Consider the following 23,896-nt stretch of genomic DNA (forward strand, 5'->3'; position numbering starts at 1 on the left):
TTGCAGACCGGTAGGAGGGGGAAGAGTCCTAGTATATTTGCGGATAGGACCGGAGTCGGCCCCGAGGAGCGCCGATGACCAGTCTGAGCCTCGCCGTAGGCCATCCCACGCTCGCCGATCGACTGGTGAACCGGTCGCTGCCCGTCGACCTGGTACTCATCGCCGCCGGTGCGGCATTCACCGCGATCGTCTCCCAGTTCCAGATTTTGTCTTGGCCAGTGGCACTCACCGCGCAGACACTGGCGGTATTTCTGGTCGGGTCCTTCCTCGGCTGCCTGCGGGGCGCGTTGTCGATGACGCTCTACGTGCTGATCGGAGCGCTCGGTCTCCCAGTGTTCGGGCGCGACTTGTTCGGAATCGAGGTCCTTCTGGGGCCCTCCGGCGGGTACATCCTCGCGTTCATACTGGCCGCGGCGTTCACCGGGTGGGTGGCACAGCGATCCTGGGACCATACGCTGGCCGGGGCGGCACTGTCGTTCTTCTCCGCTACCGTCGTTGTGTTCGCTCTCGCCCTACCGTGGTGCGCCGTCGTCACCGACCGGAGTCTGCTCGACACAGTGGAAACGGGTCTCTACCCGTTCTTCGGCGGCGCCGTGGTGAAGGCGGCGGCCGCCGCGCTGATCGTGACCTTCGCGTGGCGGAAGGTGGCCAGCAGCGACTTGCGGGCCGCCGAACGCGACTTCGCCTCCGACACCCTCGAGACGACCGACGGGCGCTAAATCGAGAATCCCGCTAAATCGAGAATCCCAAGGCCCGCATCGCGTCGCGGCCGTCGTCGTTGATCTTGTCAGGACCCCACGGCGGCATCCACACCCAGTTGATCCTGAACGCCTCCACGACGCCGTCGAGCGACTCAGAGATCTGCTCCTCGATCATGTCCGTGAGCGGGCATGCCGCCGAGGTGAGCGTCATGCTGATCACGAGCGCGTCGTTGTCCTCATCCCAGGCGACGTCGTACACCAGCCCGAGGTCGATGATGTTGACTCCAAGCTCGGGGTCCATCACGTCCTTGAGCGCCTCTTCGACCTGGTCGAAGAGCGCGGGCGCCAGCGCGACCGCCATGACTAGCTGAGCGCCGCGCCGGCGAGGAAGCGGTCGTAGCCCTCTTCCTCCAGCCGATCGGCCAGTTCCGAGCCACCCTCTTCCGCGACCCGTCCGTTCACGAAGACGTGCACGAAATCGGGACGGATGTATCGCAGGATGCGCGTGTAGTGGGTGATCAGGAGTACCCCGAGGTCAGAATGCTCCTTCACCCGGTTCACGCCCTCTGCCACGATTTTGAGCGCGTCCACGTCGAGGCCGGAATCCGTCTCGTCGAGGATGGCAAACTTCGGGCCAAGCAGTTCCAGCTGCAGGATCTCATTGCGCTTCTTCTCTCCGCCCGAGAAGCCCTCGTTGACGTTGCGGTCGGCGAACGCCGGATCCATGCGGAGGTTCTTCATGGATTCGCGCATCGCCTTGATCCAGCCGCGGATCGCGGGTGCTTCGCCGTCGATCGCGGTCTTGGCGGTACGCAGGAAGTTCGTGACGCTGACGCCGGGGATCTCCACCGGGTACTGCATCGCCAGGAACAGCCCGGCGCGAGCCCTGGCGTCAACGGTGAGCTTGAGCATTTCGACGCCGTCCAGCATGATCGAGCCGCTGTCCACGTGGTACTTGGGGTGACCGGCGATCGTGTAGGCGAGGGTTGACTTTCCCGAGCCGTTCGGACCCATAATGGCGTGGGTCTCACCCTCCGCCACCGTCAGGTCGACACCTTTCAAGATGTTTTTGGTGCCCTGTTCGGTTTCGACACTGACGTGCAGATCTTTGATTTCCAGTACTGACATACGTGTTTCTTTCTAGGAGACGAAAATCGGGGTGGGGTCGATGTAGATGTCCCCGTCCACGATGCTGACGGTGAAGATGGGGACCGGTTCATACGCCGGAAGATTGAGCGCCGCGCCGGTGGTGAGGGAGAACCTCGAGCCATGCGCCCAGCACTCGAGAGTGTCGTCCTCCACGAACCCTTCGGACAACGAGATATCGCCGTGAGTGCAGGTGTCGCCGATCGCATGCACGACACCCGCGGAGTCACGCACCAGCGCGATTGGCACATCATCGATCACGACGCGCACCGCGCTGCCGAGTTCGACCTCATCTTGAGAGCACACCCTGACGGCCATGGATCAGTCTGCCCCGATGGAGCGGAGCTCAGCCTCGATGACGCCCTCGAGCCGGCTTTGAAGCTGGGGGTTCCCGATCTTCTGCAGGATCCCGAAGAGGAAACCCTGCACCACGAGACGCCGTGCGTCTTCTTCGGGGATGCCGCGGGACTCGAGGTAGAACAGCTGTTCGTCGTCGAATCGTCCGCTCGCGCTGGCGTGTCCGGCTCCGAGGATGTCGCCGGTTTCGATCTCCAGGTTCGGCACCGAATCGGCTCTGGCACCGTCGGTCAGCAGCAGGTTCCGGTTCTCCTCGTAGCTGTCCGCGCCGCTGGCGGTGGGACGGATCAACACGTCGCCGACCCACACCGTGCGCGCGCCGGCGCCTTGGAGGGCACCCTTGTAGCTGACACGGGACTTGGTGTGCGGGGCGTCATGGTTGACGAACACCTGCTGTTCGAGGTGCTGAGACGGATCAGCGTAGTAGACGCCGAATAGCTCAGCCTCCCCGCCCTCGTCTGACAGGTGCGCGGTCGGGTTGACCCGCACGAGTGACCCGCCGAGCGTCACCGCGACGTGGCGGAACTTGGCCGCCCTGCCGATCTTGCTGAAGTGGCTGGCCAGATGAACCGCGCCATCCTCCCACTCCTGCACCGTGACGACGGTGAGGTTCGCCCCGTCCTCGATCACGAACTCGACGTTCTCGGTGAGAGCCGCCTGGCCGCTGTTCTGCAGAATGACCAGCCCGTGGCTGTGTTTCTTCGCAATGACCACGGTGTGAGCGGCGCGCCCGGCGATACCCATGCTGTTGCGGCTGATGGTCGCCTCTTCAGCGTCCTCGCCGCCGACCGTGATGATGAGCGCGTGCTCGAAGTTGCTCCAGGCGTTGGCTGAGGCCCGCTCCTCCGGCTTGCCGGCCAGGCCGATGCGCTGGTCGGTGCGGTCGGCCCATTCGATGTGCACCCCCGCGGAACTCGTCGAGACGTACTCGTACTCGCTTCCGTCGAGCGCGTCGGTGGCCAGTGGACGAACCTTCGCCAGCGGCGTGTACTTCCACTCGATGTCCTGCGCGCTGACCGCTTCGAAGTCATTCACGTCGACAGACCTGAACCGTCCGGCTCTGGCTTGGATGGGGACGAGTCCCCAGCCGCCTTCGCTGTGCTGCTTGGAGCGGATCTTGGAATAGTCCAGCGCTGCCGCGGATTGTCCCTTCACTGTCGACGATCGATCTGTATCAATGACTGCAGACATCTAGCCGACAGATCCTTCCATGCCCATTTCGATGAGTTTGTTCAGTTCCAGCGCGTACTCCATCGGGAGTTCCCGCGCAATCGGTTCGATGAACCCGCGGACGATCATGGCCATGGCCTCGTCCTCGGGCATCCCGCGGGACATCAGGTAGAACAACTGCTCCGCGCTGACGCGCGTCACCGTCGCCTCGTGGCCCATCTGGATTTCGTCTTCACGGATGTCCACGGTTGGGTACGTGTCCGACCTCGACTGCGTGTCCACCAGGAGCGCATCGCAGCGGACCGTGTTGGCGGAGTGGTGGGCGCCGGCAGCGATGCGCACTTCGCCGCGATAACCGCTGCGTCCGCCGCCGCGCGCGATCGACTTCGAGACGATCGACGACTGCGTGTGCGGTGCCATGTGCACCATCTTGGCGCCGGCATCCTGGTGCTGCCCCGGGCCGGCGAACGCGACGGAAAGGGTCTCGCCCTTGGCGTGCTCTCCGACCAGATACACCGACGGGTACTTCATGGTGACTTTGGAGCCGATGTTGCCGTCGACCCACTCCATGGTCGCGCCTTCGTGCGCCATGGCCCGCTTGGTGACCAGGTTGTAGACGTTGTTCGACCAGTTCTGGATGGTGGTGTACCGCACCCTGGCGTTCTTCTTCACCACGATCTCCACCACCGCGGAGTGCAGCGAGTCTGAACTGTAGGTCGGGGCCGTGCAACCTTCGATGTAGTGCACGTAGCTGTCCTCGTCGGCGATGATCAGCGTGCGCTCGAACTGGCCCATGTTCTCGGTGTTGATCCGGAAGTAGGCCTGCAGCGGGATCTCGACGTGAACGCCCTTGGGGATGTAGACGAAGGAACCACCGGACCAGGTCGCGGTGTTCAGCGCCGCGAACTTGTTGTCGCCCGGCGGGATGATGGTGCCGAAGTATTCTTCGAAGAACTCCGGGTGTTCGCGCAGTCCGGTGTCGGTGTCGGTGAAGAGGACACCCTGCGAAGACAGGTCCTCCCGAATCTGGCGGTAGACCACTTCAGACTCGTACTGGGCTGTCACGCCGGCGATCAGATTCTTCCGCTCGGCCTCCGGAATGCCCAGCTTCTCGTAGGTTTTCTTGATGTCCTCCGGCAGGTCCTCCCATTTCTGGGCCTGTCCTGCGGTGGAGCGCACAAAGTACTTGATGTTGTCGAAGTCGAGCCCGGAAAGGTCGGCGCCCCACGCGGGCAGCGGCTTCTTGAGGAACACTTCGAGGCCCTTGAGGCGTTTCTTCAGCATCCACTCCGGCTCGTTCTTCAGAGCCGAGATGTTCCTGACGACCTCCGGGGAGATTCCACGCTCGGCGGCAGCACCCGCTGCGTCGGGGTCTGACCATCCGAATTCGTACGTTCCCAGGCTTGCGAGCTCGGGCCGGTCAATCAGGATGTCTGACATGTACTACCTCATTTCCTACTGGTGCAAACCGCGGTGGCCACACCATCATTCCCTCTCCTGCAAGGCGGACGCCCGACATCACGGGATTTCGTATGGGCACCTGGATTGCTGAGTTACCCGGTTTGTTCGGGTACGTGAGGGCGCTTGCCTAGACTGAACCACAGACTCGGGTCAAGCGACCCGGCGTCCACATCGACTCCCGGCAAGGGCTGCGGTTTGGAATACCTCAATTCTACCGACAGTCATCTCCGGAAAGATAGGGAAAGGACCCCCATGCCCCTGGGAACTCCGGGAACGAACTCCGTGTTTCCTGTCGCAGTGACGAGGCCCATTCGCGTTTTCGCCTGGATCTCCGTGCTGGTGCAGCTGCTGAACGTGCTCTCGGGCGCCGCGGTACGCCTCACCGGTTCGGGACTGGGGTGCCCCTCCTTTCCGGAGTGCACGCCCGGTTCCCTGGTGGTCACGCCGGAAATGGGCATCCACGGACTCATCGAGTTCGGCAATCGGATGGTTGCGGTGGTGCTCACCCTGGTCTGCATCGTCACCTTCCTTCTCGTCGTGCGATTGCGCCGCACCCGTCCTGAACTGTTCTGGCTGGCCTTCGCCATCGGCCTGGGTATCCCCGCCGAAGCCATTATCGGTGGGATGAGTGTGCTCACCGGGCTGAACCCGTATGTCGTCGGACTGCACTTCGTGGTCTCCGTCGTACTCATCGCGCTGTCGACGGTGCTGCTGTACCGCGTCTATGACAGCGCCGGGCCGTACCGCGTGTCCTCCACGCCTCTGCTCTGGCGATTGGCGTTGGGGACAGCGGTCGCGGCCGCGGTCACGATCGTGGTCGGAATTGTGACGACCGGATCCGGCCCGCACGCCGGGGATGCCACAGCACCGCGCAATGGACTGGACCCGGCCGTTCTTGAGCATCTGCACAGTTACCCGGCGTACGCGATGTTGGCGCTGTCACTGGTGGTGCTCTACGTCGCCTGGCGGGAACGCGGCGAGTCCGTCGCGTTCCGGTTTGCGGTCCTGCTGCTGGGCATCGAACTGGTGCAGATTCTCGTCGGCATCGTCCAAGTCCGACTGGCGGTGCCGGCGATCCTGGTGGGGGTGCACATGATCCTCGCCTGCCTACTGGCGATCGCGGTGACCGCGATGGTGCTGTCACTCACGACAAGCGCAGTACCGACGGGGTCGGCCCCGGCTCAGAACGGCAGCAGGGGATCGATTCCGACCGCGACAAACAGCACGGTCAAGTAGCTGATCGAAGTGTGGAAGACCCGCATCGGGTTACCTTCCGCATGCCGGATCGCCTTGGCGTACAACCGGTGCGCGTCCCCGATGAACCAGGCGCCGGCGAGCACGGCGACAACCGTGTACAGGATGCCCATGGAACCGACCGGAATAAGCAGCAACGAGCACGCGACCGTGGCCCAGGCGAACAACACCACCTGCAGACCCACCTGGGTGCGGCCGCGGACGACCGCCAGCATGGGGACGTTCACCGAGGCGTAGTCCTCGCGGTAGCGCATCGACAACGGCCAGTAGTGCGGCGGGGTCCAGAGGAAGATCACCCAGAACAAGATGAACGGGGCCCAATCCAGGGTACCGGTGACGGCGGCCCAGGCGACCAGAACCGGGAAGCATCCGGCCAAACCGCCCCAGACGATGTTCTGAGGGGTGCGGCGCTTGAGGATCAAACTGTAGCCGACCACGTAGATCACCACGGCGAGGCTGGACAGCGCTGCGGCCAGCCAGTTCACCAGCAGCCCCAACCAGAGCGCAGAGGCGATACCGGTCACCCAGGAGAAGACGAGAGCTTCCCGGTCGGTGAGCTCCCCCGTGACCAGAGGGCGATGACTGGTGCGTTTCATCACTCGATCGATGTCGCGGTCGATGTAGCAGTTGAAGGCGCCGGCTGACCCGGAACTGAGGGTGCCGCCGATGATCGTGGCGAAGAACAGCCAGAGATCCGGGATGCCCCGTGCCGCGAGGATCATCACCGGCGCCGTGGTCACGAGCAGCAACTCGATGATCCGTGGTTTGGTCAATGCTACGTAGGCTTTCGCCTTGCGAAGCACCGGTCGGGCTCTGCCGCTGTCAACACGGGTACTTACTGCTAGGTTCATTGCTCCTCGTACCGACTGCTTAACGGGCCGGTTGATTGCCCCGCCGGACGCGATGTGGGCTCCAGTCGAGTCTAGATTATCCGTCCGCGCACCACATCTGAGGCACCTCCCTATAATTAGAGATGCTCGCCGACCGTGGTATGCGTTTCCCGCTTTTTCGGGGCTGCCCGCGGTAGTGCCGATGGAGTCTGGAGCGAGTGACACCTGACAGCGTAACGACCATTGTGGCCGTGATACCGCAGAAGAAGGGCTATCACCATGGCAGAACTTTCCTGGGACTCAGTTGACAGCAGGGCGGTCGATACGGCGAGGGTGCTCGCCGCGGACGCCGTCCAGAAAGTCGGGAATGGGCATCCCGGGACGGCCATGAGCCTGGCGCCGGCCGCGTACCTGCTGTACCAGAAGGTGATGGTCTCCGACCCCGCCGACCCACACTGGGTGGGCCGCGACCGGTTCGTTCTCTCGTGCGGGCACAGCTCGCTGACCCAATACATCCAGTTGTACCTGGGCGGCTACGGACTGGAACTCGACGACCTGAAGGCGTACCGCACCTGGGGGTCCAAGACCCCTGGCCATCCCGAGTACGGGCACACCGCCGGGATCGAGGTCACCACCGGCCCGCTCGGACAGGGACTGTCCACCGCCGTCGGATTCGCCTACGCGGCCCGCTATGAGCGCGGTCTGTTCGACCCGGACGCCGACACCGGAACCAGCCCGTTCGACCACTTCATCTACGTGATCGCCAGCGACGGCGACCTTCAGGAAGGTGTCACCAGCGAAGCGTCCTCACTGGCAGGCCACCAGAAGCTCGGCAATCTGGTCGTGATTTACGACAGCAACCAGATCTCGATCGAGGGCGACACCGACATCGCGTTCACCGAAGACGTGCGCGCGAGGTACGAGGCGTACCACTGGCACACACAGGTGGTCGACTGGAAGAAAACCGGCGTCTACCACGAAGACCTCGCAGAGCTGAACCGGGCCGTCGACGCGGCCAAGGCCGTCACCGACCAGCCGTCGCTCATCGTGCTGCGCACCATCATCGGCTGGCCGTCCCCCGGCAAGCAGAACTCCGGCAAGGCGCACGGTTCGGCCCTCGGGGACGATGAGGTGGCGGCGGTGAAAGAGGTGCTCCACTTCGCCCCTGAGCAGTCCTTCGTGGTCGAAGCTGAGGTGCTCGAGCGCACCCGCGGCGCCCTCGAGCGCGGCAAGGCCCAGCGCGCTGAGTGGGAGCAGCGCTTCCAAGCCTGGTCAGATGCCCATCCGGACAAGCGAAAGCTGTTCGACCGCATCGCCTCCGGCGCGCTTCCCGACGGTGTCGAGGCCGCGCTGCCCGAGTTCGAAGCCGGCAAGGACGTTTCCACCCGGTCCGCATCCGGGCGGGTACTCTCCGCTCTGGGCACGGTGGTCCCGGAATTGTGGGGAGGCTCGGCCGACCTGGCGGAGTCGAACAACACCACCATCGAAAACGCGCAGTCGTTCGTACCCCAGATGCACTCCACCCACGAGTGGTCGGGTGACCGTTACGGCCGGGTATTGCACTTCGGCATCCGCGAGCACGCCATGGCCGCCATCGTCAACGGCATCGTGCTGCATGGCAACACCCGCGCCTTCGGCGGCACCTTCCTGATCTTCAGCGACTACATGCGCCCCGCGGTGCGGCTTGCTGCACTGATGAAGGCGCCGGCCGTCTACGTCTGGACCCACGATTCCGTGGCACTCGGCGAAGATGGCCCCACCCACCAGCCGATCGAGCAGCTCGCCGCCCTCCGGGCGATTCCCGGCCTGGATGTCGTTCGGCCGGCCGACGCGAACGAGGTCGCCTGGGCGTGGAAGACGATCCTCGAGCGCCGGGTCGGACCGGCCGGCATCGCACTCAGTAGGCAAAACCTGCCCGTGTTCGCACGCGGCGATGGCGACGCCAGCGGTGACACCCTCGCCTCAGCCGACCACGTGGCTCGCGGCGCCTATGTGCTCGCGGAGGCTCCAGGTGGGACCCCTGACGTGATCTTCATCGCCACCGGCTCCGAGGTGCAAATCGGCCTCGCCGCCCGTGAACAACTGAAGTCCGAAGGGATCAACGCCCGCGTGGTCTCCGTCCCCTGCCTCGAGTGGTTCGAGGAACAGGACGCTGCATACCGCGAGTCGGTACTCCCCGCCGCGGTCACCGCCAGGGTGTCGATCGAGGCCGGAGTCGACCTAACCTGGCAACGCTACCTCGGTACCACCGGACGCAGCGTCTCCATCGAGCACTTCGGAGCATCAGCCGATTACAAAACACTGTTCCGCGAATTCGGGATGACGAGCGAGCATGCCGTCTCCGCCGCGAAAGAATCAGTGTCAGCAGCAGAAGGAAGATAGGGAATCATGACCGACACCACCAGCAACCCCCTTGCGCAGCTTTCCGCGGCGGGAGTGAGCGTTTGGCTCGACGATCTGTCCAGGGAACGCATTGTCTCCGGTGGACTGAAGAAGCTGATCGACGAGCGCCATGTCGTCGGCGTGACGACCAATCCCACCATCTTCGCGAGCGCCCTGGCGAAGGGCTCGGACTACGACGCCCAGGTGGCTGACCTCGCCGCCTCGGGAGTCAGCGTGGGTGACGCCGTCATCGCCATCACGACGCACGACGTGGCCAGCGGATGCGACACCTTCCGACCCGTTTTTGATGCCACAGACGGGGTGGACGGCCGAGTCTCCATCGAGGTCGAGCCTGCCGTCGCCCACGACACGGCGGGCACCATCGAGGAGGGCAAGCTGCTCTGGGCCAAGGTCGACCGCCCCAACGTCATGATCAAGGTTCCGGCGACCCAGGAAGGCCTCGAGGCCATCACCGAGCTGACCGCGCTGGGCATCAGCGTCAACGTCACTCTCATTTTCAGCCTCGAGCGGCACCGCGAGGTTATCAACGCCTACCTCGCCGGACTGGAGAAGGCGAAGGCTGCCGGAATCGACCTGGGCGGCATCCGTTCGGTCGCGTCGTTCTTCGTGTCGCGGGTCGACACCGAGGTAGACAAGCGGCTCACCGCCATCGGCACCCCCGAAGCCCTGGCCTTGAAGGGCAAGGCCGGCATCGCCAACGCGCGGCTCGCCTACCAGGTGTACGAGCAGGCGTTCTCCAGCGAGCGGGCAAAACTGCTGCTCGCGGCGGGCGCACACAAACAGCGTCCGCTGTGGGCATCCACCGGTGTGAAGGACCCCAGCTACCCGGACACGATGTACGTCGTCGAGCTCGTCGCCCCCGACGTGGTGAACACCATGCCGCAGAAGACGATGGAAGCCACCTTCGATCACGCGGAGGTGCGCGGCGACACGGTGACCGGCTCCTACGCGGCAGCCAACGAGGTCCTCGACGCGCTGGCCGCACAGGGGATCTCCTACGACGACGTGACCGGTCTTCTCGAAAGGGAAGGCGTGGAGAAGTTCACGGTGTCCTGGAATGAGCTGCTCGACACGATCACCGCGGCGCTGGAATCGGCTCGGGGTGGGGCGCAGCGGTGAGCTTCGACATCAAGACCAGCGGCGAGGCCGCCGAGGCGGTACGCCGGCTGGTCCCCGGACTGGTCGACGATCTCATCGCCTCCCGCATCACCGCCGGTGACGTCACCCTGTGGGGCGATGACGCGCAGGAGGAGGCCGAAAAGCGCCTGGGTTGGACCGAAGCCGCCGCAGTCTCACAGGAACTCGTGCCGCAGATCGTGTCACTGCGGGAATCGTTGCATCGCGACGGCGTCAACCACGTGTTGCTTGCGGGGATGGGTGGATCGTCGCTCGCCCCGGAAGTCATCACCCGCACCAGCGGTGTGGAGTTAACCATCCTGGACTCGACCGCCCCCGGCCAAGTGCTCGCCGCCCTGGCCGACCGGCTCGCCACCAGCGTGCTCGTCGTCTCATCGAAGTCGGGCTCCACCGTGGAGACGGACAGCCAACTGCGGGTGTTCGTCGCCGCCTTCCGGGAGGCGGGCGTCGACCCGGTACGTCGCATCGTCGTCGTCACCGACCCCGGTTCCCCGCTGGACGCCGCGGCCCGGCAGGCCGGGTACCGTGTCTTCAACGCCGACCCGAATGTCGGAGGCCGATACTCGGCACTCACCGCGTTCGGACTGGTCCCGTCCGGGCTGGCGGGAGCGGACATCCAGACGCTGCTCGACGAAGCCTCGTCCATCGCGGGGCAACTCGCCGTGGATCAGGCCGAGAATCCGGCTCTGATCCTCGCCGCGGCGATGGCTGGCACTCCGGGGCGCGACAAGCTCGGTCTGGTTCCCGATGGAACCTACATCGTCGGCTTCGCGGACTGGGCGGAACAGCTGATCGCCGAGTCCACCGGAAAACTGGGCAAGGGCATCCTCCCGGTGGTGCTCAGCACTGACTCCCCCGAGCTGGCCGACCGGCTGCTCGACGTGCAGATCGTGCGCCTGGTCGAGAGCGCCCGCGCCACCGAGCACGTCGAGGAGGGTGAGATCGAGATCAGCGGTACCCTCGGCGCACAAATCCTGGTCTGGGAATACGCCGTGGCCATTGCCGGTCGCATTCTTGGCATCAATCCCTTCGATCAGCCGGACGTGGAGTCCGCGAAGGCGGCCACGCGCGGACTTCTCGAGTCACGGCCGGAGCCCGCCGCGCCCGCGTTCGTCATCGACGGAATCGAGGTGCGCGGCAGTGACGACGTCGTGGACCGCCTCGATGAATCCCGGGGCCTGGCGTCGGTGCTGGACACGCTGCTGTCGACGGTGGGCGACGACGGCTACATCGCCGTGCAGGCCTATGCCGACCGGGTCGCACACCCGGAGTACGCGCGGCTGCGGGACCTGATCGCCGCGAAGGCGGCGCGCCCGGTCACCTTCGGCTGGGGTCCTCGGTTCCTGCACTCGACCGGCCAGTTCCACAAGGGCGGCCCGGCTGTCGGGGTGTTCCTTCAGCTGACCGAGACCGCGCCAACCGACCTGCCCATCCCGGATCGGCCCTTCAGCTTCGCCCAGCTGATCGCCGCCCAGGCAGCCGGTGACGCAAGCGTGCTGGCGGACCACGGGCGACCGGTGCTCACGCTCACCCTCACCAACCCGGAACGCGACCTCGCGGCGATCGCCGCGGCGCTGTCAGCCTAGGAGCGGCATGCCACCGGTGGAGATCACGCCGGAGTTCAACCCGTTACGGGTGGCCTCCGACCGCAGGCTGAACCGCATCGCAGGCCCGAGCGCCCTCATCATCTTCGGGGTGACCGGTGACCTGTCACGCAAGAAGCTCATGCCTGCGGTGTACGACCTGGCCAACCGCGGCCTGCTCCCACCCGGCTTCGGTCTCGTCGGGTTCGCCCGTCGCGACTGGGCCGACCAGGACTTCGCCGCCGTGGTGCACGACGCGGTGAAGAAATACGCCCGCACCCCGTTCGATGAGGACGTCTGGGCGCAGCTGGCGCTCGGCATCCGCTTCGTGCAGGGCCAGTTCGACGACGACGCCGCCTTCGACAGGCTCAAGCACACTCTGACCGAGCTCGACCGCGACCGCGGCACGATGGGCAACCACGCGTTCTACCTCTCCATCCCACCCAAGTCGTTCCCGCAGGTCACAGAGCAATTGCGCCGGTCCGGCCTCGCCGAGCAGCGGAAGGGACACTGGCGCCGGGTCGTCATCGAGAAGCCGTTCGGCAGCGACCTGATCTCGGCCCGCCAACTGAACAACGTCGTGGAATCGGTGTTCCCGCAGGACTCGGTGTTCCGCATCGATCATTATCTGGGCAAGGAGACGGTTCAGAACATCCTGGCGCTACGCTTCGCCAACCAGCTCTACGAGCCGATCTGGAACGAGCGGTACGTCGATCATGTGCAGATCACCATGGCCGAAGACATCGGTGTCGGCGGACGCGCCGGTTACTACGACGGCATCGGCGCCGCGCGAGACGTGATCCAGAACCATCTGCTGCAGTTGCTGGCGCTGACCGCGATGGAGGAACCGGTCTCGTTCAACGCGGCGGATCTGCGGGCTGAAAAGGAGAAGATCCTGTCCGCAGTGCGGCTCCCGTCCAATCTCGCGACGGCCACGGCGGTCGGGCAGTATTCCAGCGGCTGGCAGGGCGGTGAGAAGGTGGTCGGATTCCTCGAAGAAGAAGGCATGAACCCCAGATCGCTCACGGAGACTTACGCCGCCATCCGCCTCGACATCGGCACCCGGCGCTGGGCATCGGTGCCGTTCTACCTGAGGGCGGGAAAACGCCTCGGCCGTCGGGTGACCGAAATCGCTGTCGTGTTCAAGCGTGCCCCCCAATACCTGTTCGCGGAGAGCCAGACCTCGGCACTCGGACAGAACGCGCTGGTGATCCGGGTGCAGCCCGACGAGGGCGTCACGATCCGGTTCGGCTCCAAGGTGCCGGGCGCCGGAATGCAGGTGCGCGACGTCACCATGGACTTCGGATACGGCCACGCGTTCACCGAGGCGAGCCCCGAAGCCTACGAGCGGCTGCTGCTGGATGTGCTTCTGGGCGACCCGCCACTGTTCCCTCGGCACGCCGAGGTAGAGTCCAGTTGGAAAATTCTGGACCCGATCGAGGAGTTCTGGGCGACCCAGGGGCAGCCGGAACAATACCGTCCAGGCACCTGGGGCCCCCGTTCCGCCGATGCGCTGATGGCCAGAGACGGCAGAGTCTGGAGACGACCGTGATCGTAGATCTGCCTGGCACCACAACCAGCAAAATTTCCAAGGCGTTGGTGCGCATTCGCGAGGAAGGCGGTGCGGTCGCGCTCGGCCGGGTGTTGACGCTCGTCATCGCTACGGAGCTGGGACACGAAGAAGAGGCGATCGAGGCGGCCAACGATGCCTCTCGCGAGCATCCGATGCGGGTCATCGTGCTCTCCGGTGCGGCAGGGGCCGCCCGCGAGCAGGCCGACGCCCGACTCGACGCCCAGATCCGGGTAGGCGGAGATGCCGGGGCCAGCGAGGTCATCGTACTCAAGGCCTACGGCGCCATGGTCGCCGAGGAAGAGGGCCTGGTCACCGGGCTGCTGCTGCCGGACGCCCCCGTCGTGGCGTGGTGGCCCGGCGCCGCGCCTGCCAGCGCCTCCCGGTCCGCGCTGGGCGCAATGGCAGCCCGCCGGATCACCGATGCCGCGACTCAGAGCAATCCGCGCGAGTTCCTCAACCATTTGGCTGACAGCTACGCGCCCGGCGACACCGACTTCTCCTGGACCAGGCTGACCCTGTGGCGGGCCCAATTGGCCGCCGTTCTGGACCAACCCCCGTACGAGCCGATCACCTCCATCGAGGTGCGCGGCGCGTCGGATTCGCCATCAACCACCCTGCTCGCGGCCTGGCTGCAGTTGCAGCTGCAGGTGCCGACAACCTGCCTGCGCGCCCCGGCCAGCATCGGCGGGCCCGGGATCCACGGCGTCACCCTGGTCCGCGCCAGCGGTGTGGTCGACCTCAGTCGGCCTGCCGGCACCATCGCAACCCTGCAGCAGCCGAATCAGCCGGTCCACGATATCTCGTTGCCTCGGCGGAATCTGCGCGACTGCCTCGCCGAGGAGTTGCGCAGATTGGATCCCGACGATCTTTACGGTGAGGTGATCCAGAATGGGGTTACACAGCTCGACGACGAGCCGGACATGATGGAACGGAACGCACTATGACGATCGAACGACGCGTGTTGGTGCACCAGGACCGGTCGGTGCTGGCGCTGGCGGTCGCCACCCGGTTTCTCGCCACCATCGGCGGCATTGTGGCCGCCAAGGGCCACGCGAATGTCGCACTCACCGGCGGCGGCCTCGGTACCGACATCCTGGCGGCGATCAACGGGTCACCACGCCGGGACAGCATCGACTGGTCGAAGGTGGCCGTGTGGTGGGGCGACGAGCGCTGGGTCCCAGCGGGAGACCGTGAACGCAACGACACCGGCGCCCGAGCCGCGCTGCTGGACCACGTGGGCCTCGATCCACGCTGCATCCACCCGTTCCCGGCAGCAGACGGAGACGATGACCTCGACTCGGCCGCGCGCCACTACGCCGCCGATCTCGCAGCCGCCGCACCGGCAGGTCACGCCACCGTCGACTTCGACGTCACATTCCTCGGCGTCGGCCCGGACGGGCACGTGGCGTCGCTGTTTCCCGGACGCGAGGGCATCCGAGTCACCGAATCCGGCGTGGTCGCGGTTCGGAACTCACCCAAACCGCCGCCGGAACGCCTCAGCCTGACCCTGGCCGCCATCAACGCGTCACACCGGGTCTGGTTGTGTCTTGCCGGCGCCGAAAAGGCGTCGGCATTGGGACTTGCACTGGCCGACGCGAGCACGGTCGAAGTGCCGGTGGCAGGTGTCGAGGGTCGTCTGGAAACGCTTTTCTTCGTCGATCAGGAGGCGGCCGTCGGTGTGCCCAGTGGACTGATCGTCCAGGAGTAGCGCGGCGCATTGTTGGGCGAGCTGTATTGGGCGCGGCCGGCTCTGTTGGGCGCAGGCTTTATTGGGCGCAGGCTTTATTGGGCGCACGCGTTATTGGGCGCACGCGTTATTGGGCGCACGCGTTATTGGGCGCTCAGACGTCCCCGTCTGGCGCGCAGTTGGTCGAGTGCCTCGGCGAGCAGAGTCGCCGCTTCCTCTTCGGTGCGGCGCTCCTTCACGTAGGCGAGGTGCGTCTTGTACGGCTCGAGCTTCGCCTCCAGCGGAGGGTGTTCCTTATCGCGCCCAGCCGGAGCGCCACAGTTCGGGCAGTCCAGTTGATTCGGAATCTCTTCGGGGTCGATCGACGCTAGGAAGTACGGGGCCTGCTCATGCCCGTTGGCGCACCAGTAGAAGATCTGGATGCGTTCCGCGTGATAGCCGCGGTCTTGCTCGCCCATTGGGCCGGCGCCGACGCGCGAGCCGCGGATGGCGCTTCCACCTGAAGCCATCGTGTCTCCTAGCTTGCTGCGCTGAACTTGGTGATGAGGCCCAGGACGAGGATGCACGCCACCCAGACCAGGCCGAGAATGACCGTAAAGCGGTTGAGGTTGCGTTCGGCCACGCCCGAGGCGCCGAGGTTGGACGTTGTGCCACCGCCGAACATGTCGGACAGGCCACCGCCTCGACCTTTGTGCAAGAGGATGAGCAGGGTCAGCAGCAGACTCACCAAACCGAGGATGACCTGAAGGACCACTTCGAGGATTTGCACAAAAAACCTTTCACAACTGCAAGGGACCGCGCTCCAGTATAACTTGGCCTGCCGATGGTCGCGATCAGACCCCGACGTGCTTGCGGTACTGCACGATGCTGGAGAACTCGGCGATGTCGAGACTGGCCCCACCGACCAAAGCGCCGTCGAGATTCGGCATCCGCATGAACCCGGCGATGTTCCCCGACTTCACCGAACCGCCGTAGAGGATCCGGGTGGTTTCCGCGGCGTCAGTGCCGATCGCTTCGACCAGCACACCGCGCAACGCTGCGGCGACCTGCTCGGCCTGTTCGGGCGTGGCCGGCTGCCCTGAGCCGATCGCCCAGACCGGCTCGTAGGCGACCACCAGCCGGGAACCCGCCGCCGTGGCGGCCAAAGCGGCCCGCAGTTGCGCCACCGGCACCGCGCTCGGCCCGTGGGCCTCACGGTCTTCGGCGGTCTCCCCCACGCAAATGACCGGGGTGAGGCCGTGCGCGAGTGCCGCGACCACCTTGGTGGACACCTGCTCATTGGTCTCGCCGTGCAGCGCGCGACGTTCTGAATGTCCGATGATCACGTAACGGCACTCAAGCGCTGCCAGGAACGACGCGGAGATTTCACCGGTGAATGCTCCCGATTCGTGGGCGGAAACGTCCTGGGCACCGAACGCGATCTCCAGCTTGTCGGCAGAGACCAGGGTTTGTACCGACCTCAGGTCGGTGAAGGGCGGGAACACCGCAACTTCGACGTCGGTAAAGTCGTGGTGCGCGTCTTTCAGGCTCCAGGCGAGCTTCTGCACGAACGCGATCGCCTGGAGATGGTCGAGGTTCATCTTCCAGTTGCCTGCGATGAGCGGGATGCGGCCTGTCGCCGGTGTGGTTACTGCCATCCGAGTACCTCCAGACCCGGAAGTCGCTTGCCCTCGAGGAATTCGAGGCTCGCTCCTCCCCCGGTCGATATGTGGCCGAATTGATTGTCATGGAAGCCCAGGGCGCGTACGGCGGCCGCCGAGTCTCCTCCGCCGACCACCGAGAGGCCGGAAACCTCGGTGACGGCCTGTGCAATGGCTTTCGTGCCGGCCGCGAATTCCGGGAACTCGAACACGCCCATCGGCCCGTTCCAGAACACCGTCGCGGACGACCCGATGATGTCCGCGAAGTGCGCTGCCGTGGCCGGGCCGATGTCCAGGCCGACCCCGGCCTCGCCCCAGTCGGTGTCTTCGATCGACTCCGTCGGACGGACCACGTGTTCGGCGTCGGCACCGAACCGAGACGCCACCACCACATCCGTGGGGAGCAAGAGTTTCACCCCAAGCCGCTCGGCTTCCGCCAGGTAGCCCCGCACGGTGTCCAGCTGGTCGGCTTCGAGCAGGCTCGACCCGACACTGTGACCCTGCGCGGCGAGGAAGGTGAACAGCATCCCGCCGCCGATGAGCAGAGAATTCACTCGCGGCAGCAGATGTGCGATCACGCCCAACTTGTCTGAGACCTTGGAACCTCCCAGGACAACGGTGTAGGGGGCGGTCGGCGAGGCGGTGAGCCGGTCGAGCACCTCCAACTCCGCGGCAATCAGCAGTCCCGCAGCACTCGGGAGCATGCTCGCCAGCTCGTACACACTGGCTTGCTTGCGGTGCGCGACACCGAAACCGTCCGAGACCACGACGTCGCCCAGCGCGGCCAGCTTGCCGGCGAACTTCGCCCGCTCTTTGTCATCCTTGGCGGTCTCGCCGGCGTTGAAGCGCAGGTTTTCCAGCATCGCCACGTCGCCGTCGGTCAGCGCATCGACCGCTTCGGTCGCCGCTGCACCGATGGTGTCGCTCGCGAAGGTCACCGGCTGGCCGAGAAGTTCCGACAACCGTTGCGCGACGGGACCGAGTGAGTACTGCGCATCCGGGCTGCCGCCGGGGCGTCCCAGATGCGAAAGTACCACCACCCTGGCACCGGCGTGAATGAGCCGGTTGAGGGTCGGCACCGACGCGCGGATGCGGCCGTCATCGGTGATCACGCCGTCCCGCAGAGGGACATTCAGGTCGCAACGGACCAGAACGCGCTTGCCGGACAGCGCACCGAGGGAGTCAATCGTGCGTAACGTCATGCGCCGTGAGTTCCTTCGCGCCCTAAAGGCGCGCGGCGACGTATTCGGTGAGGTCCACCAAGCGGTTCGAGTATCCCCACTCGTTGTCGTACCAGCCAGCCACCTTTACCTGGGTGCCGATGACCTTGGTCAGCCCGGAGTCGAAGATGCACGAGTGCGGGTCGCCGACGATGTCAGACGAGACCAACGGGTCGTCGGTGTAGCTGAGGTAACCGGCGAGCGAACCTTCCTGAGCGGCCGCCTGATAGGCAGCGTTCACGTCTGCCACGGTGAGCCCGGAGCGGGTCTCTATCGTCAGGTCCGTGATCGAGCCGGTGGGTACCGGCACCCGCAGGGCATAGCCATCCAGTTTGCCGACCAGTTCCGGGAGCACGAGGCCGATGGCCTTGGCCGCCCCGGTGCTGGTGGGGATGATGTTAATGGCGGCGGCACGGGCACGACGGGGGTCCTTGTGGGGTCCGTCCTGCAGGCTCTGGTCGGCCGTGTACGCGTGCACCGTGGTCATCAAACCGCGCTCGATGCCGAAGTTGTCGATAAACACCTTGGCCAACGGAGCAAGGCAGTTGGTGGTGCAGGAGGCGTTCGAGATGATGTTGTGCGTGGCCGGGTCGTAAGTCTGCTCGTTGACACCCATCACGAAGGTGCCGTCCTCGCCCTTGGCAGGGGCGGAGATGATGACCTTCTTCGCGCCCGCGGTCAGGTGTTTCCTGGCGTCATCCGCGTTGGTGAAACGGCCCGTGGACTCCACGGCGATGTCAACGCCAAGGTCGCCCCAGCCGAGGTCTGCCGGGTCACGCTCGGCGAGCACCTTGATGGGCTTGCCGTTGACGACGATGTTGTCTCCGTCCAACTCAACGGTGGCGTCCAACCGCCCCTTGATCGAGTCGTACTTGAGCAGCAGCGCGAGGGCTTTGTTGTCGGTGAGGTCATTGACGGCGACGATCTCCAGATCGCTGCCCTTGGCCAGAGCGGCGCGGAAATAGTTACGGCCAATCCGGCCGAAGCCGTTGATTCCGATCCTGACGGACACGTAGAACTCCTCAGTTTGTGCGCCGGCTGGCGCGGGTGGGTAATCGGGATGGTAAGCCGGACGTGCCCGGAACAGCGGTCCGGGCACGTGAGGACTTACGCGATGAGTCCCTGGGTCTTTTGGCGAGCGGCGTCGAAGCGCTGCTGCACGTTCTCCCAGTTGGCGATCTTCCAGAATCCCTTGATGTAGTCGGCCTTGACATTGAGGTAATCGAGGTAGAAAGCGTGCTCCCACATGTCCAGCAGCAGCAGCGGGACGGATCCGGTCGTGAAGTTGTTCTGGTGGTCGTAATACTGCTGCACGAGCAGCTTGCCGCCCAGCGAGTCCCACACCAGTGCGCCCCAACCGGAGCCCTGGATGCCTGCGGAGGCGGCGGTGAAGTGGCCGACGAACTTGTCGAAGGAGCCGAAGTTGTCGTCGATGGCAGCCGCCAGTTCGCCGGTGGGCTTGTCGCCGCCGTTCGGAGACAGGTTGGTCCAGAAGATCGTGTGGTTGATGTGTCCGCTCAAGTTGAACGCGAGATCCTTCTCGAGTTTGTTCACGTTGGCGAAGTCGCCGGCGTCGCGGGCCTCGGCCAGTTTGGCCAGAGCCGTGTTTGCTCCTGTCACGTAACCCTGGTGGTGCTTGTCGTGATGAAGCTGCATGATCTTGCCGCTGATGCTCGGTTCGAGCGCCGCGTAGTCGTACCCCAGTTCGGGGAGAGTGTATTCAGCCATTCGTTTTTCTCCTTGACGTTAGCACCGGCTCGCCAACATCCCGCGAGCCCCCGGTGGCGTTATTCAGTCTAGTCACGCGTTGTGGACCATTTCAGGGGTCGTTGACGGCCCTGCCGGCGCTGCTCACACGTCGTCGTAATCGGGTGGCAGGTTCGCGTCCGTGCCGGGAAGGCCCAGGTCGGAGGCGCGTTTGTCGGCCATGGCCAGTAGCCGCCTGATGCGACCGGCGACGGCATCCTTCGTCATCGGCGGATCGGCGTGGTGGCCCAGTTCGTCCAGGCTCGCGTCGCGGAACTTGAGCCGGAGCGTTCCCGCGTACGACAGGTGCTCCGGCACCCCGTCGCCCAGGATCTCCAGCGCGCGCTCGACCCTGGCGCACGCAGCGACCGCCGCCTGGGCGCTGCGCCTCAGGTTGGCGTCATCGAAGTTGACCAGGCGGTTCGCGGTGGCGCGCACCTCCCGGCGCTGACGCATTTCCTCCCACTTCAGCACCGCCTGGTGAGCACCCATGTGTACGAGCATGGCGCTGATCGCCTCGCCGTCCCGGATCACGACCCGGTGCACTCCCCGGACCTCCCTCGCCTTCGCGGAGATCCCCAGCCGCCCGGCGGCCCCGACCAGGGCCATCGCCGACTCGTTACCAGGACAGGTAATTTCCAGTGCTGCGGACCGGCCAGGGTCGGTGAGCGAGCCATGCGCCAAGAACGCACCCCGCCAGATGGCGGCGAGCTCCTCCCGGGAGCCGGTGGTGAGCTTGTTCGGCAGCCCGCGAATGGGTCGGCGGCGGGCATCCAGCAGTCCGGTCTGTCTGGCGAGGGTCTCTCCCGCCTCCAGCACGCGCACCAGATAGTGGCTGGTGCGGCGAATCCCGGAAGCGGAGATCACCGAGATTTCGCTGCGTACGCCGTACAGCTCAACGAGGTCCTTGCGCACCCTCCTGGCCAGCTGCGCCGTGTCAAGCTCAGACTCCACCGCGATCCGACCCGAGATCAGGTGAAGTCCGCCGGAGAACCTGAGAATCGCTGCCAGTTCCGCCGCTCGCACCGCCGTCTTGCTGATCTCGATGCGGGCAAGTTCGTCTTTGACGTCGGCAGTCAGTGCCAATCGAGGCTCCCTAATAGCGATAATCGGGCATGGATTCTGGTGCGGGGCGTGCGGTCACTCGCGGCCGAGGTCGCGGTGTTTGACGCTGAGTGCTACGCCGGGTTGGTTCCGCAGAACCTCGGCCAGATATTCGGCGACCGCGACGGAGCGATGCTTTCCCCCCGTGCATCCTATGGCGATCGTAGCGTGTCTCTTGTTCTCGCGTTGGTACCCGGCCAGTACCGGGGTGAGGGCCTTGGCGTAGCTGTCCAGGAATTCGGCGGCACCCTCCTGGGCGAGCACGAAATCGCGCACCTGCGGTTCCAATCCGGTGTGCTGGCGCAGCTCGGGAACCCAGAATGGGTTGGGCAAGAATCGCATGTCGACGACGAGGTCGGCGTCGGTGGGGATGCCGTACTTGAAGCCGAAGCTGATCACGGTCAGTTGCAGCCCGGGTGTGCCTTCCGCCGCGAAGCTTTCCTGAATGATGGTGGCGAGCTGGTGGATGTTCAGATCCGAGGTGTCGATGATCATGTCGCTGGTCTCGCGCAACTGCAGCATCCGCGATCGTTCTGCCGCGATGCCGTCAAGGAGCGTTCCGTCGCCCTGCAGCGGATGTGGCCGGCGCACCTGTTCGAAGCGGCGTACCAGTTCGGCATCCGTCGCCTCCAGGAACAGCACCCGCACGGCGGTGCCTGATCGGAGCGATTCGACCGTCTCTTCGAGGTCGGAGAACAGCTTGCCGCCGCGAACGTCCACGATGGCGGCAACGCGAGGCAGGGTATCGCCGGCGCGGGAGGCGAGTTCCACCAATGGGCGGAGCATCTGCGGTGGCAGGTTGTCGACGACATACCAGCCGAGGTCTTCCAGCGCATTGCCGACCGTGGATCGGCCGGCGCCAGACATCCCGGTGACGATGAGTATCTCGCGGCTGTCTGGGTCCTCGATCATCGTCTCGCTGTGGCCTTCGGCTCTCTGGTGGTGGGGTACCAGCCTACCGAGCCTGGCGGCGGTAGGTACGCGCGGATGTCATGGATTCAGGCGCTCGACGATGACGCGCGCGAGGGCATCGCCGATCCCGCGAACCTGGGCGATGGCCGCGGCATCCGCGCGCCGCAGCCTGGCCACCGAGCCGAAGTGCCGGAGCAGGTCACGCACCCTGGTCGGCCCGACTCCGGGGATGTCCGCGAGCACCGAGCCTATGTCCACCCGCCGCTTGTTCCGTTGGTAGGTGATGGCGAACCGGTGGGCTTCGTCCCTGATCCGTTGGAACAGGAAAAGCGCGTCGCTGCCGCGAGGCATGATCACCGGGAAGTCCGTGTCGGGCAGCCAGATTTCCTCCAGTCGCTTGGCGATACCGCACAGTGTGATGCCGGTGGCGCCGGCATCCGCCAGCGCCCTGGCCGCCGCCTGCACCTGGGGTTGGCCGCCGTCCACGATCAGCAGGTTCGGCCGGTAGGCGAAGCGAGGCCGAGCCGGTTCCGCATCGGATTCTACTGTGCCCGGTTCTGTTCGGCCCGGCTCGTCGTCGAGGTGGGCCAGGCGGCGGCTCAGCGTCTGATAGATCGACTCGGTGTCGTCAGTGGACGCCGGGATGGCAAAGCGCCGGTACTGATCCTTGCGCGGCAGCCCATCCTCGAACACCACCATGGAGGCGACGATGTTGGTGCCCGAGAGGTGCGACACGTCGTAGCACTCCATCCGCAGCGGCGCATCGGGCATGCCGAGGGCCGCCTGGATGTCTGCGAGGGCCTGGGATCGTGCCACGAAGTCGCCGCTGCGCCTGGTTTTGTACAGTGTCAGCGCTCCGGAAGCGTTCGTGCTCACGGTTTGCACGAGCGAGGCCATGTCGCCGCGTTGGGCGACTCGCAGACTCACTCGGCCGCGTCCGATGCCACTGTCGGCGCGGATGCCGGTGAGCCACAGTTCGATTTCCGCAGTGGTTTCGGGCAGCTGCGGGACGACGATCTGTCGCGGCGGCACCTCGCCGTCGGAATAAGCGGCGCGCAGCGCGGTCTCGACGAGGTCGCCCAGGTCGACGTCCAGTTCCTTGTCGACCACCCAACCGTGCACACCGCGGATCCGGCCGCCACGGATGATGAACTGCTGCACCGCTGCAGCGAGTTCGTCATGTGCGATGCCGAAGACATCCGCGTTCGTCGTCTCCGATTGCACCAGGCTGTTCTTCGATAGCACGGTCTGCAACGCGGTCAACTGGTCGCGCAGCTTCGCTGCCTTCTCGTACTCCTGGGCGGCGGCGGCCCGCTGCATCTGTTCCGAAAGGCTACGGATGAACCGGGAATCGTTCCCCGCCATGAACGACGCGAAGTCCAGGGCGATCGCCTTATGGTCTTCCTTGCTGATTCGCCCGACGCACGGGGCGGCGCAGCGGCCGATGTCCGCGAGCAGGCAGGGTCGGCCGGTCTGCTGTGCCCTGCGGTAGGTCGCATCCGAGCAACTGCGCATCGGGAACGCCTTGAGCATCAGATCGAGGGTTTCCCGAATCGCCCACACCTTCGTGTACGGGCCGAAGTACCGCGCGCCCTTGATGTTGTGATTGCGGGTGATCAGCACGCGTGGCACATCGTCGGCCATCGTGATCGCCAGGTACGGGTACGTCTTGTCGTCCCGGAACTGCACGTTGAAGGGAGGGTCGAACTGCTTGATCCAGGTGAATTCGAGCTGCAGTGCCTCGAATTCGGTACTCACGACCGTCCATTCGACGGAGTTTGCGGAGGTGACCATGCGCCTGGTGCGTTCGTGCAGTGTCGGCAGCGGGCCGAAGTAGTTGCTCAGCCTGGCCCGCAGATTCTTGGCCTTGCCGACGTACAGCACCCGCCCGCTGGCGTCTTTGAACCGGTAGACACCTGGCCCGGTCGGAATCTCCCGCGCGCGGGGGCGGTAGCTGACGGTTTCCATGCGC

The 23,896-nt window shown here is 65.3% G+C and carries 23 protein-coding genes; 8 read left to right on the forward strand and 15 right to left on the reverse strand.

Annotation, left to right across the window (positions count from 1 at the left end; all coding sequences use genetic code 11):
* Nucleotides 1-74 precede the first annotated feature (74 nt).
* Complete coding sequence (locus ABFX56_RS00250; protein ID WP_346231278.1) at nt 75-719, forward strand: biotin transporter BioY; 645 nt, start codon at nt 75-77, stop codon at nt 717-719.
* 13 nt (nt 720-732) lie between these two features.
* On the opposite strand, the gene ABFX56_RS00255 is transcribed toward ABFX56_RS00250, so the two are convergent.
* From ABFX56_RS00255 to sufB, 5 genes are read right to left on the reverse strand one after another with little or no spacing between them, the layout of a single operon-like run.
* Nucleotides 733-1,062, reverse strand: coding sequence for a metal-sulfur cluster assembly factor (locus ABFX56_RS00255; RefSeq protein ID WP_346231279.1), 330 nt, complete (start codon nt 1,060-1,062; stop codon nt 733-735).
* Nucleotides 1,063-1,064: 2 nt separating this feature from the next.
* Complete coding sequence (gene sufC / locus ABFX56_RS00260; protein ID WP_346231280.1) at nt 1,065-1,829, reverse strand: Fe-S cluster assembly ATPase SufC; 765 nt, start codon at nt 1,827-1,829, stop codon at nt 1,065-1,067.
* A gap of 12 nt (nt 1,830-1,841) precedes the next feature.
* Nucleotides 1,842-2,165: a non-heme iron oxygenase ferredoxin subunit gene (locus ABFX56_RS00265; protein WP_346231281.1), complete on the reverse strand. Its 324-nt coding sequence runs from the start codon at nt 2,163-2,165 to the stop codon at nt 1,842-1,844.
* A gap of 3 nt (nt 2,166-2,168) precedes the next feature.
* Entirely contained in the window at nt 2,169-3,395 is a 1,227-nt protein-coding gene (gene sufD, locus ABFX56_RS00270) for a Fe-S cluster assembly protein SufD (RefSeq protein WP_346231282.1), read from the reverse strand.
* Nucleotides 3,396-4,814 carry a Fe-S cluster assembly protein SufB gene (gene sufB / locus ABFX56_RS00275; protein WP_346231283.1) on the reverse strand — a complete coding sequence of 473 codons (1,419 nt, stop codon included), beginning with the start codon at nt 4,812-4,814 and terminating at the stop codon, nt 3,396-3,398.
* A gap of 318 nt (nt 4,815-5,132) precedes the next feature.
* Here sufB and ABFX56_RS00280 point away from each other — a divergent pair, with 318 nt between their 5' ends.
* Nucleotides 5,133-6,071 (forward strand): COX15/CtaA family protein, encoded by a 939-nt coding sequence (locus ABFX56_RS00280; RefSeq protein ID WP_346231284.1) that lies wholly within the window; start codon nt 5,133-5,135, stop codon nt 6,069-6,071.
* Here the strand turns inward: ABFX56_RS00280 and ABFX56_RS00285 are convergent.
* Nucleotides 6,017-6,940, reverse strand: a complete 924-nt coding sequence (locus ABFX56_RS00285; RefSeq protein WP_346231285.1) for a heme o synthase — start codon at nt 6,938-6,940, stop codon at nt 6,017-6,019. The two genes, ABFX56_RS00280 and ABFX56_RS00285, sit on opposite strands and share 55 nt — an antisense overlap.
* A gap of 258 nt (nt 6,941-7,198) precedes the next feature.
* Between ABFX56_RS00285 and tkt the strand changes: the two genes are divergently transcribed.
* From tkt to pgl, 6 genes are read left to right on the forward strand one after another with little or no spacing between them, the layout of a single operon-like run.
* Nucleotides 7,199-9,301, forward strand: a complete 2,103-nt coding sequence (gene tkt, locus ABFX56_RS00290) for a transketolase (protein ID WP_346231286.1) — start codon at nt 7,199-7,201, stop codon at nt 9,299-9,301.
* A gap of 6 nt (nt 9,302-9,307) precedes the next feature.
* Complete coding sequence (gene tal, locus ABFX56_RS00295) at nt 9,308-10,441, forward strand: transaldolase (protein ID WP_346231287.1); 1,134 nt, start codon at nt 9,308-9,310, stop codon at nt 10,439-10,441.
* Complete coding sequence (locus ABFX56_RS00300; protein ID WP_346231288.1) at nt 10,438-12,045, forward strand: glucose-6-phosphate isomerase; 1,608 nt, start codon at nt 10,438-10,440, stop codon at nt 12,043-12,045. The genes tal and ABFX56_RS00300 overlap by 4 nt, the downstream gene beginning before the upstream one ends.
* 7 nt (nt 12,046-12,052) lie before the next feature.
* A complete protein-coding gene (gene zwf, locus ABFX56_RS00305) occupies nt 12,053-13,594 on the forward strand; it encodes a glucose-6-phosphate dehydrogenase (RefSeq protein WP_346231289.1) in 1,542 nt (513 codons plus the stop codon).
* Nucleotides 13,591-14,559 (forward strand): glucose-6-phosphate dehydrogenase assembly protein OpcA, encoded by a 969-nt coding sequence (locus tag ABFX56_RS00310; RefSeq protein ID WP_346231290.1) that lies wholly within the window; start codon nt 13,591-13,593, stop codon nt 14,557-14,559. Before zwf ends, ABFX56_RS00310 begins: the two co-directional genes overlap by 4 nt.
* Nucleotides 14,556-15,323, forward strand: coding sequence for a 6-phosphogluconolactonase (gene pgl / locus ABFX56_RS00315; RefSeq protein ID WP_346231291.1), 768 nt, complete (start codon nt 14,556-14,558; stop codon nt 15,321-15,323). The genes ABFX56_RS00310 and pgl overlap by 4 nt, the downstream gene beginning before the upstream one ends.
* Before the next feature lie 122 nt (nt 15,324-15,445).
* Here the strand turns inward: pgl and ABFX56_RS00320 are convergent, their stop codons facing one another.
* From ABFX56_RS00320 to uvrC, 9 genes are all read right to left on the reverse strand, one after another.
* The gene (locus tag ABFX56_RS00320) at nt 15,446-15,811 is read right to left on the reverse strand and encodes an RNA polymerase-binding protein RbpA (RefSeq protein ID WP_346231292.1); all 366 of its coding nucleotides are present in this window, start codon (nt 15,809-15,811) and stop codon (nt 15,446-15,448) included.
* 8 nt (nt 15,812-15,819) lie between these two features.
* A complete protein-coding gene (gene secG / locus ABFX56_RS00325; protein ID WP_346231293.1) occupies nt 15,820-16,071 on the reverse strand; it encodes a preprotein translocase subunit SecG in 252 nt (83 codons plus the stop codon).
* Between the two features lie 64 nt (nt 16,072-16,135).
* Nucleotides 16,136-16,939, reverse strand: a complete 804-nt coding sequence (gene tpiA / locus ABFX56_RS00330) for a triose-phosphate isomerase (protein WP_346231294.1) — start codon at nt 16,937-16,939, stop codon at nt 16,136-16,138.
* Complete coding sequence (locus ABFX56_RS00335; RefSeq protein ID WP_346231295.1) at nt 16,930-18,144, reverse strand: phosphoglycerate kinase; 1,215 nt, start codon at nt 18,142-18,144, stop codon at nt 16,930-16,932. The genes tpiA and ABFX56_RS00335 overlap by 10 nt, the downstream gene beginning before the upstream one ends.
* 22 nt (nt 18,145-18,166) lie before the next feature.
* Nucleotides 18,167-19,174 carry a type I glyceraldehyde-3-phosphate dehydrogenase gene (gap, locus tag ABFX56_RS00340; RefSeq protein WP_346231296.1) on the reverse strand — a complete coding sequence of 336 codons (1,008 nt, stop codon included), beginning with the start codon at nt 19,172-19,174 and terminating at the stop codon, nt 18,167-18,169.
* A 95-nt stretch (nt 19,175-19,269) separates the two neighbouring features.
* Nucleotides 19,270-19,890, reverse strand: coding sequence for a superoxide dismutase (locus tag ABFX56_RS00345; protein WP_346231297.1), 621 nt, complete (start codon nt 19,888-19,890; stop codon nt 19,270-19,272).
* Between the two features lie 123 nt (nt 19,891-20,013).
* The gene (gene whiA, locus ABFX56_RS00350) at nt 20,014-20,994 is read right to left on the reverse strand and encodes a DNA-binding protein WhiA (protein WP_346231298.1); all 981 of its coding nucleotides are present in this window, start codon (nt 20,992-20,994) and stop codon (nt 20,014-20,016) included.
* A 54-nt stretch (nt 20,995-21,048) separates the two neighbouring features.
* A complete protein-coding gene (rapZ, locus tag ABFX56_RS00355) occupies nt 21,049-21,924 on the reverse strand; it encodes an RNase adapter RapZ (RefSeq protein WP_346231299.1) in 876 nt (291 codons plus the stop codon).
* A 78-nt stretch (nt 21,925-22,002) separates the two neighbouring features.
* Nucleotides 22,003-23,892 carry an excinuclease ABC subunit UvrC gene (uvrC, locus tag ABFX56_RS00360; RefSeq protein WP_346231300.1) on the reverse strand — a complete coding sequence of 630 codons (1,890 nt, stop codon included), beginning with the start codon at nt 23,890-23,892 and terminating at the stop codon, nt 22,003-22,005.
* Between the last annotated feature and the right edge of the window lie 4 nt (nt 23,893-23,896).

Source organism: Parafrigoribacterium mesophilum, assembly GCF_039652555.1.
Lineage (GTDB): Bacteria > Actinomycetota > Actinomycetes > Actinomycetales > Microbacteriaceae > Parafrigoribacterium > Parafrigoribacterium mesophilum.

Bases quoted from the DNA above. Each gene is read 5' to 3' on its own strand.
- sufC (WP_346231280.1), bottom strand. From the start codon at position 1,829: ATGTCAGTACTGGAAATCAAAGATCTGCACGTCAGTGTCGAAACCGAA.
- rapZ (WP_346231299.1), bottom strand. From the start codon at position 21,924: ATGATCGAGGACCCAGACAGCCGCGAGATACTCATCGTCACCGGGATG.
- uvrC (WP_346231300.1), bottom strand. From the start codon at position 23,892: ATGGAAACCGTCAGCTACCGCCCCCGCGCGCGGGAGATTCCGACCGGG.
- tkt (WP_346231286.1), top strand. From the start codon at position 7,199: ATGGCAGAACTTTCCTGGGACTCAGTTGACAGCAGGGCGGTCGATACG.
- ABFX56_RS00285 (WP_346231285.1), bottom strand. From the start codon at position 6,940: ATGAACCTAGCAGTAAGTACCCGTGTTGACAGCGGCAGAGCCCGACCG.
- ABFX56_RS00335 (WP_346231295.1), bottom strand. From the start codon at position 18,144: ATGACGTTACGCACGATTGACTCCCTCGGTGCGCTGTCCGGCAAGCGC.
- zwf (WP_346231289.1), top strand. From the start codon at position 12,053: ATGCCACCGGTGGAGATCACGCCGGAGTTCAACCCGTTACGGGTGGCC.
- tpiA (WP_346231294.1), bottom strand. From the start codon at position 16,939: ATGGCAGTAACCACACCGGCGACAGGCCGCATCCCGCTCATCGCAGGC.
- sufD (WP_346231282.1), bottom strand. From the start codon at position 3,395: ATGTCTGCAGTCATTGATACAGATCGATCGTCGACAGTGAAGGGACAA.
- ABFX56_RS00320 (WP_346231292.1), bottom strand. From the start codon at position 15,811: ATGGCTTCAGGTGGAAGCGCCATCCGCGGCTCGCGCGTCGGCGCCGGC.
- ABFX56_RS00255 (WP_346231279.1), bottom strand. From the start codon at position 1,062: ATGGCGGTCGCGCTGGCGCCCGCGCTCTTCGACCAGGTCGAAGAGGCG.
- ABFX56_RS00250 (WP_346231278.1), top strand. From the start codon at position 75: ATGACCAGTCTGAGCCTCGCCGTAGGCCATCCCACGCTCGCCGATCGA.
- ABFX56_RS00345 (WP_346231297.1), bottom strand. From the start codon at position 19,890: ATGGCTGAATACACTCTCCCCGAACTGGGGTACGACTACGCGGCGCTC.
- ABFX56_RS00265 (WP_346231281.1), bottom strand. From the start codon at position 2,165: ATGGCCGTCAGGGTGTGCTCTCAAGATGAGGTCGAACTCGGCAGCGCG.
- tal (WP_346231287.1), top strand. From the start codon at position 9,308: ATGACCGACACCACCAGCAACCCCCTTGCGCAGCTTTCCGCGGCGGGA.
- pgl (WP_346231291.1), top strand. From the start codon at position 14,556: ATGACGATCGAACGACGCGTGTTGGTGCACCAGGACCGGTCGGTGCTG.
- sufB (WP_346231283.1), bottom strand. From the start codon at position 4,814: ATGTCAGACATCCTGATTGACCGGCCCGAGCTCGCAAGCCTGGGAACG.